Source organism: Bacteroides neonati, from assembly GCF_000499785.1.
GTDB classification, from domain to species: domain Bacteria; phylum Bacteroidota; class Bacteroidia; order Bacteroidales; family Bacteroidaceae; genus Bacteroides; species Bacteroides neonati.
In genome coordinates, this window is record NZ_HG726028.1 from 1 (window position 1) to 21,350 (window position 21,350).

Here is a 21,350-nt window from a genome sequence, read left to right on the forward strand (position 1 = left end):
ATTTTTAAACATCAAAACTTTTGAGAAGTCTTTTTGTTTTCTTTTTCGTCTCGTGCGCTTCTCTTGTCGTCTCTCTTGCGAAAGGAAGAAAAGCCTCTGCGAGCTTTTAAACAGAATGTCAATCTTTCAAGGCTTAGCTTCTCTTGCTAAGCGGATGCAAAAGTAGGCTTTTTACCCATACAAGCCAAACTTAAACACCTTTTATTTCGAATAAAAAGGAAATTAAGTTGTAATAGGCTGAATGAGAGATGTGTTATAAAACATAAGTCAGGAAGGGAGAAAAGGAAAGCAAAGAGAGAACACATTATAATATATACGCGCGCGTATTTTCAAACAATATCGTCAAGAACAATTAGAAACACACCACGTGGCAATCACCCCAATACCTTTGTCCATAGAAAAAGCTTCTAATCAATATAAGCAAGAAAGGTCGTTTCACCTAGATGAAACGACCTCTTTTATTTAATAATAGAAGCAGTAAATTAAAGAGCTCCTACTGTTTTCAAGTCAGCGTTTGTTTTACGAACAGCCTCAGCACTCGCCTTAAACTTAGCCATCTCTTCTTCGTTCAAAGGAAGTTCTACGATTTTCTCGATACCATTCTTACCCAGAATTACAGGTACACCACAGCAAAGATCATGTTCACCATATTCACCTTCAAGTGCCACTGAACAAGGAATCATCTTCATTTGATTGTGAAGAATTGACTCAACAACAAATGCTCCTGCCGCACCTGGTGCATACCATGCAGAAGTTCCCAACAAGCCTGTCAATGTAGCTCCACCAACCATAGTTGATTTTACCACTTCATCTATCTTTTCAGCAGAAAGAAAGTTGCAGATAGGCAATCCTTTATAAGTAGCAAAACGAGCCAAAGGAATCATAGTAGTATCGCCGTGTCCACCGATAACCATACCTTCTACTTCGTTAGCATTGCAACCTAAGGCTTGAGACAAGAAGTATTTGAAACGAGAGCTATCCAAAGCCCCCCCCATACCAATGATACGGTTTTTAGGCAAACCGAGTGACTTCAACGCCAAATAAGTCATGGTATCCATTGGATTAGAAACCACTACAATGATAGCATTGGGAGAGAATTTCAATACATTTTCCGCTACTGCTTTCACGATACCTGCGTTTACACCAATCAACTCTTCACGAGTCATACCCGGCTTACGAGGAATACCCGAAGTAATCACCACTACATCCGAATTAGCAGTCTTGGCATAATCATTGGTACAACCCACAATGGTAGTATCAAAGCCCAACAGTTGCGCTGTTTGCATCATATCCATTGCTTTACCCTCTGAAACACCTTCTTTCACGTCCAGCATTACTACTTCGTCTGCTACTTCATTGAAAGCAAGTACATTTGCACATGTAGCACCTACGTTACCTGCGCCTACTACGGTTACTTTTGACATAATACTTAATATTTTAAAATGTTGATAATTTGTTTCGTTACAATTATGCCTACAAAAATACAACGATAATCGAGATTAAAGAAATATTTCCATAATAATTTTAGTTAAACAAACAAGCAGTATAGAGCAAGCCGAAACACACCAGTCTTTCTTAAAAGAAAAAAACTCCATCAAAGGCTATGATACTCTGTGGCGAAATGATTACTTTTGCAGCCAAATTATCATTCAATCCCCAACAAAGTAGTATGAATAAGAAAACCTTGCTGATAGTTGCCGTATCTATTCTTGTAATTGCCATTATCGGTATTACCTATTTATTATTGGCAGAGAAACAGACCAACCGAGAATTAGTTCAAGAATTCCAGCTAGAGAAAGAAGATCTGGAAAGTGAATACACACAATTCGCACAACAGTATGATGAATTAAAAATGACCGTGGCAAACGACTCATTAGCGACACTACTTGATCGCGAACAGATGAAAACACAGCGCTTACTCGAGGAACTTCGCACAGTAAAAAGTAGTAATGCCACTGAGATACGCAGACTTAAACAAGAGTTGGCATCATTACGCAAAATTATGATCGGATACATCAACCAGATAGACTCACTCAACCGTCTTACGGTACAACAGAAGCAAGTGATTGCCGATGTGACACAGAAGTTCAATGCCGCATCACGGCAGATAAGCAACCTCTCGGAAGAAAAAAAAGGATTGAGCAAGAAAGTCAGTCTCGCCGCACAACTCGATGCCACCAATATCTGGATAGATCCGCGCAATAAAAGAGACAAGAAGGTGAAGAAGGTCAAGGATGTAGTTAAGTTTGCGATTGGCTTCACCATTGTGAAAAACATCACGGCCGAAACAGGCGAACGTACTTTATATATACGCATCACCAAACCGGACAACGATGTGCTCACCAAGAATCCGTCCAACACATTCGCTTACGAAAACCGTACACTGGGTTATTCGATCAAGAAGTATATCGAATATAAAGGGGAAGAAATGCCAATTACCGTATTCTGGAACGTTGAAGAATTCTTGTATGCCGGCACCTACCGGGTAGACATCTTTGCCGACGGCACCTTGATCGGTTCGCAACCATTTACGCTGGAATAAGCTTTATCTCATTCAACATAAAACGACAGCTGTTTTAAAACGCCTTTATAAATTAAGTTGTCATAGACTTGTAGATAGCTCTATACAATATCTTTTCTTTGTGTGCAAAAGTACGTATATATTGGTGTATGGGTATACTAGTTATTGCTCCATCAAGTACGTACTCTTGCCCACCCAAAGAGCACATTCCTTTAACAGCTTATGATCCAATAGATATAAGCAATCATTGGAATCTACAAAAGAAATTCATCACTTCCGCATGTAAAGAATCCCACCCACACAATATAGATTATTACCTTTCGAAAAGAAGCCCCCACTCCCACCCCATATTGATTGGCCATCAAGCATCAGAGCTAACTGAAGTCGAACCGAAATAGGTTGAGAAGCCCCTATTTGTTTCTACTATACGAAAAATGCCTTTTAAAATACGAAAACAGCCCCTTCTTTTTTAGTCAGCAGCACTATATTTGCAGCCGTAATTAACAATCCCAAAAAGTTACCCTTATGAAAAAACACTTATTGTTCTTACTCATGTTTATCACATGCGTGGCAGCAAACGCACAAGAGCGAAAAGTAACCGGAGAGGTTATTTCGACCGATGGCGAGCCACTTATCGGAGCAGCGATTAGGCTCCTCGGATCCAAGCAAGGAGAAATAGCCGATTTAAACGGACGTTTCTCTATTCAAGTAAATACCCCAAACGCTGTATTACAAATCTCTTATTTAGGTTTCGTGTCGAAAGAAGTGCCGGTTAAGAATCAATCACATATCAAAATTGTACTTGATCCCGATGCTAAATTGCTCGAAGAGGTCATCGTGGTAGGTTATGGTGTGCAGAAGCGTGTTAACCTCACAGGAGCAGTGGGCACCGTCGAATCTTCAGCCATTGCGAATAAGCCCATCACCAGTGCTTCTCAAAGTTTGGCCGGAAAGATTGCCGGTGTACACATCGCACAGGCTACAGGCATTGCCGGGGCTGATGGTGCTCAAATCACCATTCGTGGTTTAGGTACCCTCAACAATACCAAACCTTTGATATTGATTGATGGGGTGATATCCGATAATATGGATATGCTCAACCCGACTGATATCGAGAATATATCCGTACTAAAGGATGCGGCATCTGCCTCTATTTATGGCTCGCAGGCAGCCAATGGTGTTGTATTAGTAACGACCAAAAAAGGTGGGGCTGACGGAAAAGCAATATTCAACTTCAATGCTTCATATGCGCAATCTAAAATTACCAAACAAAGTAAACCGGATATGGTCACAGACCCCGAAGTGTTTATGATGCTGATGAATGAAGCGCGCATGAACTCAGGCGGAACAAAAGCCTTTAGCGATGAAGCAATCGAGCTATATCGTACTCCTAGCTATAGAGAAGCCTGCTCAACTGACTGGTTCGACGAGTTATTTAAAACAGGAGCAACACAAGAATACAACCTCAGCGCCAGAGGAGGTACACAGAAAACCCAATACTACATGTCTCTTGGCTACTTGAATCAAGGTTCAATTATTGCAAATGGCGACTATGAGCGTATCACCGCACGCCTCAACATCAACTCAGAGATTTTTCCACAAGTGAAAATAGGAACTAACATCGGTTATACCTATGGCAATCAGCGTACGCCCAACGGAAGTGTAACAGATGTATTTGCCCTCGATGTGATGCGCGGTACACCAATGAATCCAGCTTATACGGATGACGGATTATTCGGACTACCCGATACGAAGCAATTGGGTATCGTGGGACAGGTACAAGGTGGAAACCCATTGGCCAATATGCTATCGAACGACATCCGGCAAGTGAGCAACAACATTGTCGGAAACATGTATCTGGAATGGGAAATATTGAAGAACCTCAAGGTGAAAGGTGATTTCAATGCAACCGTGTCGTTGTACGACTATAAAGGATGGTATGGACGCCCCACAGCTAAGAATTGGCGTTACAAAGAGATCATGGCCGATCCTAAATATGATGGAAGCGATCTAGCTGGGTTCTATGGATATGGTCGCTTGGAGATGTGGTCGTCAAGAAAGTACAGAATAAACCCCTACCTACAAGCTGATTACAGTAAAAAATGGGGCGATCATCAATTCCATATCATGGCGGCAATTAGTTATGAATCGACTCAATACGAAAGATTTAGTACCTCAAGAGGGCAGTTTGAATCTAACTACATCCACGTATTGCAGGCTGGCGACCCAACAACTGTAGCCAACAGTAGTGAAATTTCACCGTACGTAGGTATCTCACAGTTTGGCCGTTTAAACTATAACTATGCCAACAGATACTTATTCGAATTCAACGTGCGCCGAGACGGATCATCTCGTTTCGGAAAGAACAATCGATTCGGCGTATTCCCTTCCCTATCGGGCGGGTGGATTATTACCGAAGAAAAGTTCATGAAAAAAATACCCGTTATCAATTTCCTCAAGCTAAGAGCCTCTTGGGGTATGCTTGGTAACCAAGGGTGGGGCGATGATTTTCCATACATTGCTAAAATTTCGTACAATAATGCCAATTATGTATATGGAAACACAGTTTACACAGGTGCCAAAGCCTCAACCTACGGAAACCCGAATATCGGTTGGGAGTCTACTACTGTAACTGACCTAGGTTTCAACCTACACTTATTTAATTCAGAATTGACGATTGAAGGAGATTACTTCTACCGGAAAACTAGCGATATTCTTTACAATACGCCATTGCCTTACGAGACCGGATTCAGCTCTGTTATGACAAACCTAGCCTCGGTAGAAAACACTGGTTTTGAACTATCAGCTAATTACCAGAAGAAAATCAACGACTTCAACTTCTCTATCGGCGGTAATGCTTCTTATGTGAAGAACAATGTACTTTCGATTAATCCAGAGCTAACCGGTGAGACAGACCGACACATTAGCGGCACCAAAATACTAATACGCAACTCCCCCATCAACTCCTATTATCTGGTAAAATGGACCGGTAAGATATTCCAGACACAGGAAGAGGTGGACAACACACCGCATCAAGTAGGAGCAGCACCGGGTGATTTGATTTTCGAAGACTTTAGCGGTCCAAACGGTGTACCCGACGGTATTATCGATGCTTATGACCGACAGATTAAAGGTACACAATATCCATCATGGACATTCGGAGGTAATCTTTCTTTTGGCTACAAAGGATTCCAGCTATCAGCCGACTTTCAAGGATTAGCAGATGCTTACTCTTATGGTATTGCCGAGTACTACTACCCCACCTTTCAAGGTTCAAACTTCGGATCACACTGGCTAAATCGATGGACACCAGACAATCCAACCAACGACACGCCCCGCTTATGGACAGACAACGGACCGAATACGGACAATTACAATACCTATTTCTTGATGGACAGATCTTATCTGCGACTTAAGAATGTGACGTTAAGCTATGACTTTCCGGCTAGCTTTTTCAAGAAAGTACACTTGAACAAACTCCGCCTCTATATCAGTGGTCAGAATTTATATACCTGGACCAACTACAATGGATTTGATCCGGAACGAACCAACGAAAGTGGTGAGCGCGGCGGCATTCCCCAAGCAGCCACCTATAAAATCGGTATTGACTTAACCTTTTAAATAAGAACGAATATGAAAAATAAATATTTAAAACTCCTTTTACTTGCCACCATTACCAGTTTCACTGCATGTGAAGGGCTGCTGGACTTAACTCCTGAGGATGCCGTATCAAAAGATGCCTTCTTTCAGACTACCAATGATTTTGAGTTGGCCATCACCGGACTATATTCGGAATTAAGACCACTTGATCCCGATGCATTAGGAGGAGCCTATGCAGGCAATCTCTATTGGGAGGTTTGTGCTGATGCCATGTTCTACAAATTTAGTTGGACTAACCCTTGGTACGACATTTCACGAGGAAAGCTCTACCCGAATACGGATAGACTCGATGCTATCTGGGGAAATCTATATCAAACCATCAACTGGGCTAACACCATTATAGAAGCACTAGACAAAAATGCGTCCTTACTGAGTGCCGACTTCGCAAAAGAGGTACATGGACAAGCACACTTTGTGCGAGCAATCTGCTATATTCGATTAACTAGCCTCTGGGGGGCTGTACCTATGATAAGTAGAGTTTTGGCCCCTGCAGACGCCAAACAACCACGCACGGATGTTAATGAGCTGACAACCAAGTTGATTATTCCCGATTTAGAAATAGCCATTACCAACCTGAACGAAAAACCTTACAGTGGGAAATGGGGAAGAGCCACCAAACAAGCTGCCATGGGTATGAAAGTGAGAGCATTGCTCTATAATAAAGATTATAAAAGCACCGTCGCAGCAGCACAAGAACTGATGACTTTAGCCGCTGGTTCTAAATACATTGACTTCTTGCCCGAATATGAAAAGATTTTTGCTAATGACAATGAGAACAACCCCGAGATACTTTTCAGCTTGAAATATACCGCAGGTGGATTTAAGCAAGGATCTACATTCAACACACCCTTTGGCGGGAAAGTGCCCGGCTTACCTACCAGTAGTATGAATGGAAGTTGGGAAAGTATAACACTCACTCCCGAGTATATTGATTCGTATCCGATGACGGATGGACTAGCATCTACCCAATCAAGTGTATTCGATGCTCAAAATCCATGGAAAAACAGAGGTCCTCGCTTCGAAAGCACCTACTACATTGCAGGTATATCCACGGTCAACGGACTACCCTTCGAGGTAAAAATGGTAGCCAGCATCAGCAAAGATATGATTAAAGATTATCCGATGAATTTGGATAAGGGATACATGAATGAAAGTGTCAAATCAGACTGGACACAAGAGGACGAATCAGACTTTATCTTATTGCGCTATACAGATGTACTGATGATGTATGCAGAAGCTAAAACAGAATTGAATGAAATTGACAACTCTGTTTATGACATCCTGGATCAAGTAAGAGACAGAGCCGGCATTGCGAGAGTAAAAAGAGGTCAATCACAAACAGAAATGCGCCAGACCATACAAGACGAACGAAAATGGGAATTTGCGTATGAAGGATTAAGATATTTCGACATCCGTCGTTGGGGCATTGCCGAAAAAGTTATTAACGCCATTAAATCAGACGAAAAATATGATTTTGGCTCAACAAAACTCTTTATTGCACCCAACCACTACCTATGGCCATTACCACAAAGAGCGATTGACGTCAATCCCAATTTGTTGCCCAATAACCCTGGTTATTAATCTTTAATAGTATCCAAACCATGAAAAAAATAATTTATCTAACCATTCTACTCTCATGCTCAATCATATATATAAGCTGTAATAAAGATGAATCATACAACTTGAATCGCCCAGCAGCTCCACGAGAGTTGACTGCGACAAAAGGTGATACCTCTGTATTCTTAAAATGGGACAAAGTTCCGGACGCCCCCTATTATGTATTGGTAAGAGGCCTATCCGTAATTGCCGACAGCCTAATCGGCGAATCCTACGAAGATGCTTTTGCACCCGATACTTTGGTCGAATACCGTATTTATGCGAAGAATGAAAAAGGATGGAGATCAAGCAAATACGCATCAGCTGAGGGATACTCAGGCCTACCGGATGGGACTCTGCCACGCGCCCCTATCGCTGTAACAGCCTCTACAACAAATTACGAAGGATGTGTACTTGAATGGAAAGGCGGACGCTTTGCTCAAACATTTAGTATTTATCGGGGCACAGAGTTAATTGCGAAAGATCTTGTGGGAAATACCTTTACTGATTACAAAGCAGCTGTCAGCGTCCAGAGTGCGTATCGGGTTTTCTCGGTCAACAGTAACGGAACATCCTTGACTGCTGCGACCGCAGTAGGTAAAAAATCTTATTATTTTCTAGATACGTACGAAGATTTACCTCTTAGTTCGGTCATTGCACCGTGGACATTCCGTGCGGACAGGATGGCTTATTATACAGAAGGAAAACCAGAAATAACAGCCCAAACAGTATTCGAAGGCAAACAAGCGCTGTTACTGAAAACCGGAAAGATACAACTTTTATGTGACTGGGGTGGCTCACTCAAACAAGGCCATTATAAAATAGGATTGATGGTGAAAAGAAGCGGTGGAGGTTTCTGGATGATACCCAATGTGAATGATATGGGAGGTCGCACTGAACATCTGACCAATACAGAAGAGTGGACTCACTACAATTATTCTGTCGGTTTGATTAACGCCGGAGTCAAGTTCAATCTCAAAGTAGAACCTTATGGAGAAGGCCCTACCTACATTGACAATTTCGCGATCGAATACATATCGCCCAAAGCCATAAGTGAATAGTAAGATTTACGTATTCAGGATAAGTGAATACTCACCACGGAGAAACAACGTTTTAATTTCATTGCTTGTTACTTCGTGGTGAACCTATTTTAATTTCTCTCTCCATTTTTATTCTACAAATATGAAAACCTTTACGTTCCTCATACTCTCTCTTTTGATACTGCAACTATGTACCGGTTGTCTTATGGCACAACAATCAACAACCGAAAGTAGCAGCATGATCAGACTCTATCCGTATGGAGTGAATCCGGAGGAGTATCCTGATTATACACGTCGGCCGTTTACAACACCCAGCTGGAATACATTCGAGCACAAAGTACAGTTTGTAGGTGGCAGAGGATGGGGAAAAGAGTTTGGCGTAATTGAAGAAACCCCTCCATATTGGATAGCCAAAGGACGCGTCATACGACCCAACTTTTCTCATTTTCTAATGGAGCCTGGAGCATTAAGACAAACTCTTAACCGACTAAAGCAAGGAGGATACTACCTGTTTAATATTAACGCCTTCGGACCGGGAACACCACCACAAGAAAATTTTGGCCAGTTTCGTGTCGAAAGATGGAAAGTAGACATGATGAAAGAAGTATTGGGAGATCGCTACCTCGGTTTTGATTTAGGTGAACAAGATGGTCGGTATTGGGCCGATTGCAGATCAATTGACTATCCGATGTCTGACAACAAAAGCCAGAGATATATCCGGGCAATGAAGTATATGCAAAAAGCAGCTCGCGAACAAGGTGACATAATCAGCATGTTATCCGTTAAATGGTTTTGGCACTACCCTATAAAAGAGGGTTTCATCACTTGCGCAGGAGCAGAGAGCCAAAACAAAACTTATACCAGCAATGATCAAATACACTACGCATTTATACGAGGAGCATCCAAACAATACGGACTGCTTTGGTATGGAGACATATCGGTCTTTAATACTTGGGGATACAAATCGTATCAACATAACACACAAAATTCAAACCCGCAAAAAGGAAATAGCCTAGCTTGGATGAAGCGCATGCTACTATCACAGTATCAATACAACTCAGCCATACTTGGGTTTGAAGGATCGGTTTATCAAGGTAAGCCAAAACAAGAGAGACTAAGCCCGATAGGCCAAATGCAGACAGATATGCAGACGTTTGTAGAAAAACATCCCAATCCGGGTCCACAGTACACCCCCATAGCACTAATGCTTGACTTTTTCTCGGGATGGATGACACCCAATGAACCGTTCAAGGATCGGTATAAAGTCTGGGGATTCCTGCCTTATCAAACAGGTGACTTTCTGACCCATCAGTTACTCAAGATGTTTTATCAGGACTATGACCAGTCCGGATTACATAAAAACGAATATGCCGGTCTATGCAATACACCTTATGGAGACGCCTTGGACGTGCTCCTCTCAGATGCCAATGTATCGGCCTTAAATCGGTATGCAATGGTCGTTATAGGCGGTGAGCTATCTACGAACACAGCCGAAGTAGCCGATCGACTGACTCGCTATATGAATCAAGGCGGAAAGGTTATTATAACCATCGGTAATGCTCAAAAACTATTTCCACAAACAGTCTCACCCCTATCCGGCACTTCATTCAAGGTGATGCATTACCCCATTCAAAAAGGGCAACTATCGGTATTACATGGTACTAAAATGGGTATACTACCTAACAAGCAAATGGATACACAACTGCAAACATACCTAGATTCTGTTTTCAAATCAACACGTCTTTTCTCGGTAGGCAACTCACTTGGGTATGTGACCAATATCGAAGGCAATGGTACCTATTTGCTCGGAATTTACAACCACAGCCTCACCCCCCAATCGTTCAACATACAGTGTCACGCAGGAAACATTCGGAATATCGAAGAGTTGTATCCCATTCGTGACTTGAGTAAAGAAGCCGGTTACTTTCCCGAGGGATTTGAGAAACAATCGTCCGGAGCTCCCGGTTCATCCATTATAACAGCAGCCGATGCCAGACTGTTTCGTATTACGGTCGATGAGGATACACAACAAGTAACATACCTCCCCAAGGTAACTGTCGAGAAACGGATATATAATCACTTCCTATCGGTTAGTTCTCTGATGGGTCTGTCGGAACACCTACAAAGCATGCCTACCTTCTTTGATCATTTTTCAGGGGTTAAAATCAATTGGACAGCTGCAACCGACATTGATCATTTTGCCTTCAGTGAAGATGCTTGGTGGTATAACCTAAAACAATTAGAATTTCTCATCACATTCGATCAGAACTTCGAAGATGCGCTTCAACGAGATACTAAGCTATTAAGCAAACTGGTCAACACCCTGAAAGCATCCAAGCATATATCCTATCTACTAGTACCTTCTACCTTGAGTAATAATACAAGAGAGGCTATCGGCAAAACTTTTGCTCCTTACACGACAGCTCGCATCATACATACACCGGAACAAGCGGAATGCATTGTATTGGAAGTACCCTATCAATCATGGGAAGAACTCTATCCCAGCGTCCTGAAGATGGAACAAAAACATCCTCTATCTCCTCCCCCCCTACCCTTAGCAAAGAGTTAATAGGTAAGGTCGCTCCAGCAAACAAAACTTATTATTTTTCATACCATGAAAACAAAAAGAGTCTGATTGAGGAACTGGCTTCAAATCCTCTCTATTTCTCTCATTTTGGTGGTGTGAAGATTGATGCCACCTATTTATCGTCACGCGACATTGAATTATGTAAAGCAGAGGCCGAATCCATTCAGGCTACCGGTATGGAACTGATTGTCGATTTTACCAGAGAGATCAATAATTATCCCGACATAACCTTTCTGGAAGAGTTAACTCACTCATATACCCGTTCGGTATATATATATCGACGGGTTTTTGAAAAGATGAAAGCTGCTGGTATTCAGCAGGTCATTATTGGTTCTCACATGCGCCCTGAGATGTGGCAAAAAGAGTTCGGCAGAACTCCCGAAGAGAGTATCCTAAATGGTATGTCAGCCTTTATCTATTTGGCTAACGAATACGGAATTACCGTTTTTTTACAGAATAGCACCTACCGGTTTTATCCCTCTAAGCTAGTGGCTAAACCAACAGAGACTCTCGAGGCCTACTATTCACTCTATTCATCGTCCAGCCGGTTAAAGCTGGCAGCCAACCTCGGGTTTGGAGATGCACCAAATCAGCTTATCAATTTATTTTCAAATAATTTAGGTGCATGCATATTTGCTTCGCCTGGAGCCGATGATAGAGATTATCCAGTAGCCTTTGCTCACTCAAAAAACAAAGAAACATTTACCATTCACCAGAATATTTTGAAAATATTGGATGCAGACTATAGGAGTTTGAACGAACTAATCTCGGATAAACAACTCATAGCAACGAAACATGTAAATTATCTTTAAATAAATATGAAAATAAAACAAATACATATATTACTTTTCACCATCCTATTGATGATTCCTGTATGGTGCAATGCGAGAAACTTCAAGGTGCTGGACACGTCCAATAATCTGTCTAATAATACGGTGAAGTGTATCACCCAAGATAAAAACGGATTCATGTGGTTTGGCACATTCGACGGTTTATGTCGATTTGACGGCGTACGTTTTACCGTATTCCGACACGATCCTAACGACGTATCATCTTTATCAAAAAATCAGATCACCTGTTTACAACCAACCAACGATGGCATTTTTGTCGGCTCAGAATATGGATTATTCTTCTTCTCCTTTACCGATCAATGTTTCTATGATTGTGTTCAACAGAATGGTTCTCAACAAGAAAAACCGATTACAGGATATGTTCATACTATCTTCTCCCAAGATGGACAACTCTACGCATTGGCCGATCATTTCTTGCAACTAAGCAATCAACGTACCTTCAAGCAATGCAACATTTCTGCAGAAGACAAATGGAGTTATATCATACCTTATAAAAAGAGCTATATACTAGCACACAATGGGAGTGAGCTTGTTTTGATTCATACTAAAACAAGAAAAATCATCAGTCGTATCGATAACAAAATAGCGCATGAAGCTGATGTGATGTTCTATGATTCGAACAAAAATCTAATCTATGTTGGTTATGGACTGAATCACTCCACACTAGCCTTTCAAATACAAGACAATCGACTGCAAACGGCATCTGCCACCGTACCTGCAAATGTAAAATCAATGGTTTCATACAATCAAGGTATTTTATTCGGAACCGACGGGCAGGGACTTGTTTATCAACGTAACGAAACCAAAGAGATATACATTCCCGAAAACAGTAACATCAGTAGTGATGCTATTTACTCGCTCTATGTTGATAACGACAATACTTTGTGGGTAGGAACACATCGGGGAGGAATTAATTACTCTAATAGCCCCAATGAATGGTTTACAACATACGGTATGGAGAAAAAACAACTGACACATAATTTCGTAACAGCCATTTACGAAGCCCCCACTGGCACAACTTATATCGGATTAGACGGTGGAGGTCTGAATGTATGCAACTTCAACACAAGACAAACTGTTGCTTATACCACAGAGAACAGCCGGATTACAGGCAACAATGTCCTCTCTCTTGCCGGCGATAAGCGATATATTTGGCTCGGTATTTTCGGCGGAAAGTTAAATCGATTCGATATATTGACCCACTCTTTTCGATCATACGATATTCCTACAGCAGAAGAGAATCAGATATGGGTGATCAAGAGTGATGAGAAAGGATACTTGTGGATAGGTGGTAAAGAGGGTGTCTATTGTTTCGATAAGGAAAAAGAAGTGTTTACCCTTGAAAAAAACAACATTCAATATACCTCAGAAATTGCTTTTGACGGCGATTATATATGGGTAAGCAGTAGCTTTTACGGGTTATATAAATTAGATAGATCCGGCAATATACTCAAACACTATCAGCAAAAAAGTGATAAAATGGCTATTCCTAACAATATAGTACGTTATGTCTTTATCGACTCTCAGCATCAGGTATGGTTTAGCAGTGCCTATTCGGGATTAAGTAAACTAGACGAAATCAATGAAACGGTCACTATTTACGGAAAAGAAAACGGATTAAGCAACCCAAACGTAGTCAGTATAGGCGAGGATAAAAACGGGCACTTATGGCTAGGTACTTACGATGGTCTGTTTCGTTTTAATCAACAGACAGAACGCTTTATTCGCTTTGGAAAAGAGTACAATTTATCGTCAACTCAATTTAATTTCAATGCCTTTTATCAAGAATCCGAAGTTATGTATTTCGGCACCACTAAGGGCTTAGTCGCTTTTCGCCCATCCGAGATTAAATACGAGGAGAAGTTTAAACCTGTATTCTTTACAGATTTCCAATTATACAACGGTGAGGTAAAGATGGAGGATACTTACAGAATTCATCCATCCGAAGTCAAATTGCCTTATGATAAAACCTTCTTTACCATCCATTTTTCTGTAGCAGAGTTGATCTCGCCTGAGAAAATACAGTTCTCATATTATCTTAAGAATTTTGATAAGGGATGGCAACAAGCACAACAAGAGCGTAAAGCATCTTACACCAATGTCTCGCCTGGCGAATATGAATTTTGTGTACGGGCAACCAATAGCCTTGGAGAGTGGAATGATGAATATTCATCATTCCGTATCATCATTACCCCACCTTGGTGGAAAAGTTTTCCGGCCATCATCTTATGGATACTACTTTTTCCTGGAGTGCTTGCACTACTCTTTTGGCTCTATCAACACGAGCTTAACAACAAACACGTACTGCAGCTCAAAGAGATCGAAAAGAATACTCTTAAAAATATCAACGAAGCAAAATTAAGTTTCTTTACTAACATCACGCATGAACTGCGTACTCCTATCTTTCTGATTACAGCACCTTTGGAAGAACTTATCTCGTCCGACAAAACATCTGTTTATATACCCAAAGCCTATCTTTCGGCCATGTATCGCAACTGTATGCGTTTAAACAAGCTCATCAGTCGAATCATTGACTTCCGGAAACTAGAGGCAGGGAAACTCGTTTTGGAGCTCAAAAGCTCAAATGTAGTAACTTTCTGTAAAAGTATTGCAACCGATTTTGAAGCTATATGCGAGCAAAAGGGTGTCGCCTTACTCTTCATGCCATCCACACTCGATATACACCTGACATTCGATCATGAAAAGCTCGAAACGATCTTAGTCAATCTAATTGGAAACGCGATGAAATATACACCCGAGGGGGGAAGAATCATTTTGCACATTGATGAAACAGATGCAGCAGTTCTGTTTGCAGTCGAAGACAATGGTATCGGGATCAAAAAGGAGCATCACGAATCTATATTCAACCGCTTTTTTCAGGTAGATAGCAATAGTTGTGTAAGTGGTGATGGCATAGGTCTGGCATTCGTTAAACACTTAGTTGAATTACACGAAGGAATTATTTCGGTAGAGAGCGAGCTGCAGATGGGCTCTACGTTTAAGTTCAGCATTCCCAAAAAAAAGATTGAAAACCAATTACATTTATCTCCTTTAATAACAGATAAAGAATCCGAAAGGCAGATAAAGGTACCGATAACAGCAGCTATTCATAACCCTACAGCCCCCTCTATTATTTTGGTTATTGATGACGAAAAAGAGGCTGTTGAAATGCTAGATCGATCTTTATCAGATTCATACAAGATCATCAAAGCATACAATGGAGTGGATGGGCTAGCCCTAGCAAAAGAAACATGCCCTGACTTAATTATCTGCGATATCATGATGCCAAAGATGAATGGGTTAGAGTTTCTTACTGCGTTGCGAAATAATAACACCATTGTTCAAACTCCCGTTATCATGTTTACTGCAAAAACAGCAGAGGATGATATGTTAGCTGCTTTTGAACACGGTGCCGACGCTTATCTCACGAAGCCGATTTCAATGCGCTATCTTAGAAAGCGCATTGAACATCTATTATCTCAGTCGGAATCAATGCACATCAGTTCATTCGTAACAGATTCTAAAACAAACTATTCGAAAGAGGAAAAGAAGTTCTTGTTCAAATGTAAGTTGATTATTGACGAAAACCTTACTAATACCGATTTTGATGTTATGCTATTCGCCGGAAAACTAGGGATGAGTCACTCCTCTCTTTACAAAAAAATAAAAGGTCTTACAGGAAAGTCTGTAATCGAATTTATCAATGAATACCGAATTTATAAAGCAGTTCAATGCTTTATGGAAGGGAAAACAAACATCAACATTGTCTGTGCAGAATGCGGTTTCAATGATGCAAAAAATTTCAGAGAGATTTTTAAAAAGAAAATGAATGTAACCCCGAAACAATACATTCAAAATATGTAATTCAACTTAATTATAAATTTAAATATAGATATTATGATTCGAAAGATGCTCCTCCTAACTTCGCTGTTAGTTTGCATGCTCCCGTCCTTATTATTTGCGGGAGAGGTTATTAATCTGAACCGAAATTGGAAGTTCTCGCTTGGTGATTTCACTCAGGCTTCCGAAAATAAGTTTCCAGACAACGAATGGATAAGCACTCATTTGCCTCACTCCTTTTCAATCCCTTATTTTATGTGGAAAGATGTCTATAGCGGATATGGCTGGTATCGAAAAGAAATTGTAATGCCTCCGCAATGGAAAGGCAAGCAGATTAGCATCGAATTCGAAGGTGTCTTTATACAGTGTGAAGTCTTCTTAAACGGAAAGAAGATAGGAGAACATGTGGGTGGATACACCGGTTTTAACTACGACCTGACTCCATTTATGAAGCTAGGTAAAAATCTGCTTGCCGTTCGGGTAAACAATATCTGGAAAGCCGGTGTTGCCCCACGCGCAGGAGATCATCAGTTCAGTGGTGGAATTTATCGGGATGTTTATTTGCATATTAAGAATCCGCTACATATAGCTTGGAATGGAACAGCCGTATCAACTCCAGTCGTATCCAAACAAGCAGCTACAATAGAGGTGCAAACTGAAATTAATAATCGTAGTACTGAACCCCAAACCCTTGTAATGCGTACCGAAATTGTTTCACCTGCAGGAGTCGTCGTAACCAAAACAGAAAGTAAAGCAACACTGACTGCCCGATCTAATCAAATTATCAGCCAAAAGTTGCCTTCCCTTTCATCTCCTCAATTGTGGCATCCTACCACTCCATATCTATACACAGCTATCAGCACCATACTAAAAGACGGTAAAGAAACAGATCGCACAGAAACTACTTTCGGTATCCGCTGGTTTGAGTGGACAGCAGATAAAGGGTTCTTCCTCAATGGCGAGCACCTTTATTTATTGGGTGCCAATGTGCACCAAGACCATGCCGGATGGGGAGATGCCGTAACCAATACCGGCTTTTATCGAGATGTAAAATTGATGAAAGAGGCAGGCTTTAACACGATCCGTGGTTCGCATTATCCACACGATCCTGCTTTCTCTAAAGCATGTGACGAACTGGGTATACTTTTCTTCCCCGAAAATGCTTTTTGGGGAATGGGAGGAAGCTCCGGAGATCGCTTTGGATGGAGTACTCCATCGTCGAGTTGTTACCCTCCTCATCCAAGTGATCAAGATGCATTCGATCAAAGTGTATTAAGCCAACTCAAAGAACTGATTTTGATCCACCGCAACAGCCCCTCAATCACAGCTTGGAGTTTGTCAAATGAAGCTTTTTTTACAGACGACCCTACCGAAAAACGAATGAAAGCATTACTGAATGCTGCTACTGACAGTGTTCATAAATGGGATCCAACGCGCTTGGTAGCTATAGGAGGATGCCAACGAAGAGGATTAGATCAATTAGGCAAAAACCAAATAGCCTTTTACAATGGAGACGGTGCTACGTTTGCTGCACCCGGGGTACCCAGTATGGTATCCGAATATGGAAGTGTAACAACTCATCGACCAGGAAAGTTTGCACCAGGATGGGGAGATCTTGAAGATGGTTTTAACCGTCCACAATGGCGAGGCGGACAGATTATATGGTGTGGATTCGATCACGGAACCGTAGGTGGTGAAGGTCTTGCTACAATGGGACTAGTCGATTATTTCCGTATTCCCAAACGGGCTTGGTACTGGTACCAAAGTGCTTATGCAAAAGGAAAATCCACTCCATCAGAACCACAATGGGCACAACCAGGTATACCAAGTCGCATCAAATTAACAGCAGATAAGATGACTTTATCAGCACCCGATGGAACAGATGATACACAAATTTTGATTACAATCATTGATAACAAAGGGCAGCATATTTCCAATGAAATTCCGGTTACGTTGCGTATAAAATCAGGGCCGGGTACTTTCCCCACAGGTAATAGTATACAATTTATGCCTCCATCCGATAAAGAGGCTTCTGATATCAGTATACGCGATGGGATGGCAGCCATTGAATTCCGCAGTTACCATGCTGGTACAACCATCATAGAGGCAACAGCACAAGGGCTACCCACAACAACATTAAAAATTGTCACCTTAGGTACACCTACTTGGGAAAGTGAAGGAAAGCCCACAACAGCCTCACTCCCTTACAAAAGATTTCACCTTGTCGACAAAACACCGATGACGGGTGACGGAGAACTATTGCTGGCAAAGAACCGCCCGTCTGCCGTAAGCTCAACATCCGAGCTATCGAGCAAAGGATTAGCCAATGATGGTGATGAACAGAGCTCTTGGTTTGCCAATATTACAGACAAGAATCCTTGGTGGAGAGTTGATTTGGAGGCTTCATACGATTTGAACACCATTCAGTTAATCTTCCCACTGGGTACTAACTGTCGCTACATAGTAGAAGTCAGTTCCGATATCAAAACCTGGCAACAAATCGCAGAGGGTAATAAGGCTCTACCTGAAACAAAAACACAGATATTTAAAGGAAACTTGGGTAATAACATACGTTCTGTCCGTATTCGATTTACCCAAGGAGCAGGAGGGCTCTCAGAAGTAAAAATAGGCGGAACACCCTCTTCCAAATAAATCCTAACTTAAAGAAAACACAGATGAAACAACTGATTATTTACCTTCAACTTTTTATATTGAGTGTAGCCAGCATTCCCTGTAATGCGCAAACAAACACGTCGAACCTCAATTTGAGCTATACACTTCCGGGAACAATATGGGAAGAATCACTTCCGTTGGGTAACGGGCGCCTAGGCGCCATGCCCGATGGAGGAGTATTTCAAGAGAACATCACTCTGAATGAAATCTCCCTATGGTCAGGCAGTGAAGAAGACACAAGTAACCCTGAGGCATTGCAACGATTACCCATTATACGGCAATTATTGCTTGAAGAAAAAAATCAAGAGGCTGAAAAAGAGATGCACCAATACTTCAAATGCAAAGGCGAAGGATCGGCACAAGGCAACGGAGCCAATGCACGTTATGGATGCTTTCAAACGCTAGGTAATCTGCGTTTAGACTACTATTATCCTAACTGCACTGACACACACATGGTACCTAGCGATTATAAACGCAATCTTTCTATTGAAAAGGCTCTTGCTACCACCTCCTTCTCAATCAACCAAGTAAAGTATACACGCGAATACTTTGTTTCTTTGACCCAAGACGTGATTATGATTAAATTATCGGCCAGCAAAAGGAACAGTCTAAATTTTAATTTGACCCTTGAACGACCTGAAAAAGGACTTGTGTCGTTCCGTGATCAGACTCTCTGTATGAGCGGTACACTCAACAACGGTAACGATGGAAAAGGAATGAAATATATAGCTTTGGCAGATGTAGTAGCCGATGGGGCTAAACTGTCGGTTAACAAACAACAGCTACAAGTCAGAGAAGCTACCATAGCTTATATTTATGTATCAGCTACAACAGACTACCGGAATAGCCGTTTCGATAAACAGGCCGAAGAGCTACTTAATAGTGCTCAAGCAAAATCTTACAGTTCAGTACTAAAGGCTCATCAAGTAGCATACGCAGAGAAGTTTAACAGAGTCCATCTTGATTTAGGTAAAACACCTAACTATCCCTCTATCACCGAACGCCTGGAGGCTTTCCAGAAAAAGGATGACCCTGCTTTGGCAGCTCTATATTTTCAATTTGGACGCTACCTAATTATATCCGGCACACGCGTAGGTTCATTACCATTAAACTTACAAGGGCTATGGGCCAACACTATACAAACACCGTGGAATGGCGATTATCATCTGAATATCAACGTGCAGATGAATTATTTCCCCGTCGAAGTTGCCAATTTATCAGAGTTCTTACTGCCTGTTGCCCAATTCGTTAAAGAGTTGGTACCTTCAGGAGAAAAAACAGCACATGACTTCTATGGAGCTAAGGGATGGGTTGCACATGTCATAACAAACCCTTGGCATTTTACTGCTCCCGCCGAACATGCCTCTTGGGGATCAACCAATACAGGCGGTGCTTGGCTCTGTTCACCGTTGTTCGAACATTATGCTTTCACACTCGACAAGGAATATCTGGAAGCTATTTATCCAATACTCAAAGGAGCAGCGGAGTTCTTTCTATCAACAATGATTAAAGAAAAAAAACATGGTTGGTTGGTTACCGCTCCGTCATCATCACCCGAGAATAGTTTTAAAATGCCCGGTACAAACCAACCGGTATATATTTGTATGGGACCTACAATGGATGTTCAAATCATTACCGAATTATTCAACAACGTTATTCAGGCCAGTCAGATTTTACAGATAGATGAAATGTTGGCCAATCAACTCTCGGTCACATTGAAACATTTGCCACCGATGCAAATCAGCAAAAAAGGTGGATATTTACAAGAATGGTTAGAAGATTATGAAGAGACCGATGTTCATCACAGGCATGTATCACATTTATTTGGACTGTATCCTGCCAACCTCATTACCGAACAAAAAACACCCGAACTGATTAAAGCAGCCAAAGCAACACTGGAGCGAAGAGGTGATGAAGGAACCGGTTGGTCGCGTGCCTGGAAAGTAAACTTTTGGGCTCGGCTAAAAGATGGGGAAAGAGCTTATAAGCTCTTTAAGAGTTTAATGACTCCAACACTTGAAACCAATGTAACAATGGCTCATGGCGGCGGCACATATCCTAACTTATTCTGTGCACACCCTCCTTTTCAGATAGATGGTAATCTAGGTGGATGCGCAGGGATCGGAGAAATGCTGATTCAAAGTCACGACAATTGTATTGAGCTGCTACCGGCCATTCCTACTTCATGGAAGGATGGTTCTTTTCGCGGCTTAAAAGCCAGGGGAGGGATAGAGGTAGATGCTGAATGGAAGAATGGTCAACTTATTAAAGTTACACTAAACAGCCAAATTTCTCAGCAAATAACAATCAAAATACAAGGAAAAACTCATGTAGTGAATGTCAAGGCACATAAAAAGAAAAAATTAGTATATAGTGACAAATAGTATAAGTTCACTATATACCCTCACATGCATCTGAAATCGTAATAGCAGGTTGAAACGTAAATTATAAAAAAAACTTTAAAACATTTTGAGGTTTGCTTGAAAGCCCATACATTTGCATCGTTGTTTATGCAATCATTTATTCTGAATCAGAAAAAACGAAGAAGCAAGAAACCAACAACAAAACACAACATTACGTTG

10 protein-coding genes are annotated in these 21,350 nt (G+C 41.4%); 9 read left to right on the top strand and 1 reads right to left on the bottom strand.

The annotated features are described in order from the left end of the window. Positions 1-482: 482 nt before the first annotated feature. A complete protein-coding gene (gene mdh / locus TY03_RS19575; RefSeq protein WP_042373104.1) occupies positions 483-1,424 on the bottom strand; it encodes a malate dehydrogenase in 942 nt (313 codons plus the stop codon). A gap of 245 nt (positions 1,425-1,669) precedes the next feature. Between mdh and TY03_RS19580 the strand changes: the two genes are divergently transcribed. From TY03_RS19580 to TY03_RS19620, 9 genes are all read left to right on the top strand, one after another. Beyond that, entirely contained in the window at positions 1,670-2,542 is an 873-nt protein-coding gene (locus tag TY03_RS19580; RefSeq protein WP_042373106.1) for a hypothetical protein, read from the top strand. Between the two features lie 504 nt (positions 2,543-3,046). Further along, entirely contained in the window at positions 3,047-6,142 is a 3,096-nt protein-coding gene (locus tag TY03_RS19585) for a SusC/RagA family TonB-linked outer membrane protein (RefSeq protein ID WP_042373108.1), read from the top strand. Positions 6,143-6,154: 12 nt separating this feature from the next. After that, positions 6,155-7,762, top strand: coding sequence for a RagB/SusD family nutrient uptake outer membrane protein (locus TY03_RS19590; RefSeq protein WP_042373110.1), 1,608 nt, complete (start codon positions 6,155-6,157; stop codon positions 7,760-7,762). A gap of 20 nt (positions 7,763-7,782) precedes the next feature. Continuing rightward, positions 7,783-8,838, top strand: coding sequence for a fibronectin type III domain-containing protein (locus TY03_RS19595; RefSeq protein ID WP_042373111.1), 1,056 nt, complete (start codon positions 7,783-7,785; stop codon positions 8,836-8,838). 121 nt (positions 8,839-8,959) lie between these two features. After that, on the top strand, positions 8,960-11,386 hold the full coding sequence (locus TY03_RS19600) for a hypothetical protein (protein ID WP_148335731.1): 2,427 nt from the start codon (positions 8,960-8,962) through the stop codon (positions 11,384-11,386). Continuing rightward, positions 11,302-12,216 (top strand): hypothetical protein, encoded by a 915-nt coding sequence (locus tag TY03_RS19605; protein ID WP_148335732.1) that lies wholly within the window; start codon positions 11,302-11,304, stop codon positions 12,214-12,216. The genes TY03_RS19600 and TY03_RS19605 overlap by 85 nt, the downstream gene beginning before the upstream one ends. Positions 12,217-12,222: 6 nt before the next feature. Next, positions 12,223-16,119 (top strand): hybrid sensor histidine kinase/response regulator transcription factor, encoded by a 3,897-nt coding sequence (locus tag TY03_RS19610; RefSeq protein WP_081713135.1) that lies wholly within the window; start codon positions 12,223-12,225, stop codon positions 16,117-16,119. A gap of 33 nt (positions 16,120-16,152) precedes the next feature. Next, the gene (locus TY03_RS19615) at positions 16,153-18,747 is read left to right on the top strand and encodes a glycoside hydrolase family 2 protein (protein ID WP_042373116.1); all 2,595 of its coding nucleotides are present in this window, start codon (positions 16,153-16,155) and stop codon (positions 18,745-18,747) included. Between the two features lie 23 nt (positions 18,748-18,770). Further along, positions 18,771-21,152 carry a glycoside hydrolase family 95 protein gene (locus tag TY03_RS19620; RefSeq protein ID WP_042373117.1) on the top strand — a complete coding sequence of 794 codons (2,382 nt, stop codon included), beginning with the start codon at positions 18,771-18,773 and terminating at the stop codon, positions 21,150-21,152. Positions 21,153-21,350 lie beyond the last annotated feature (198 nt).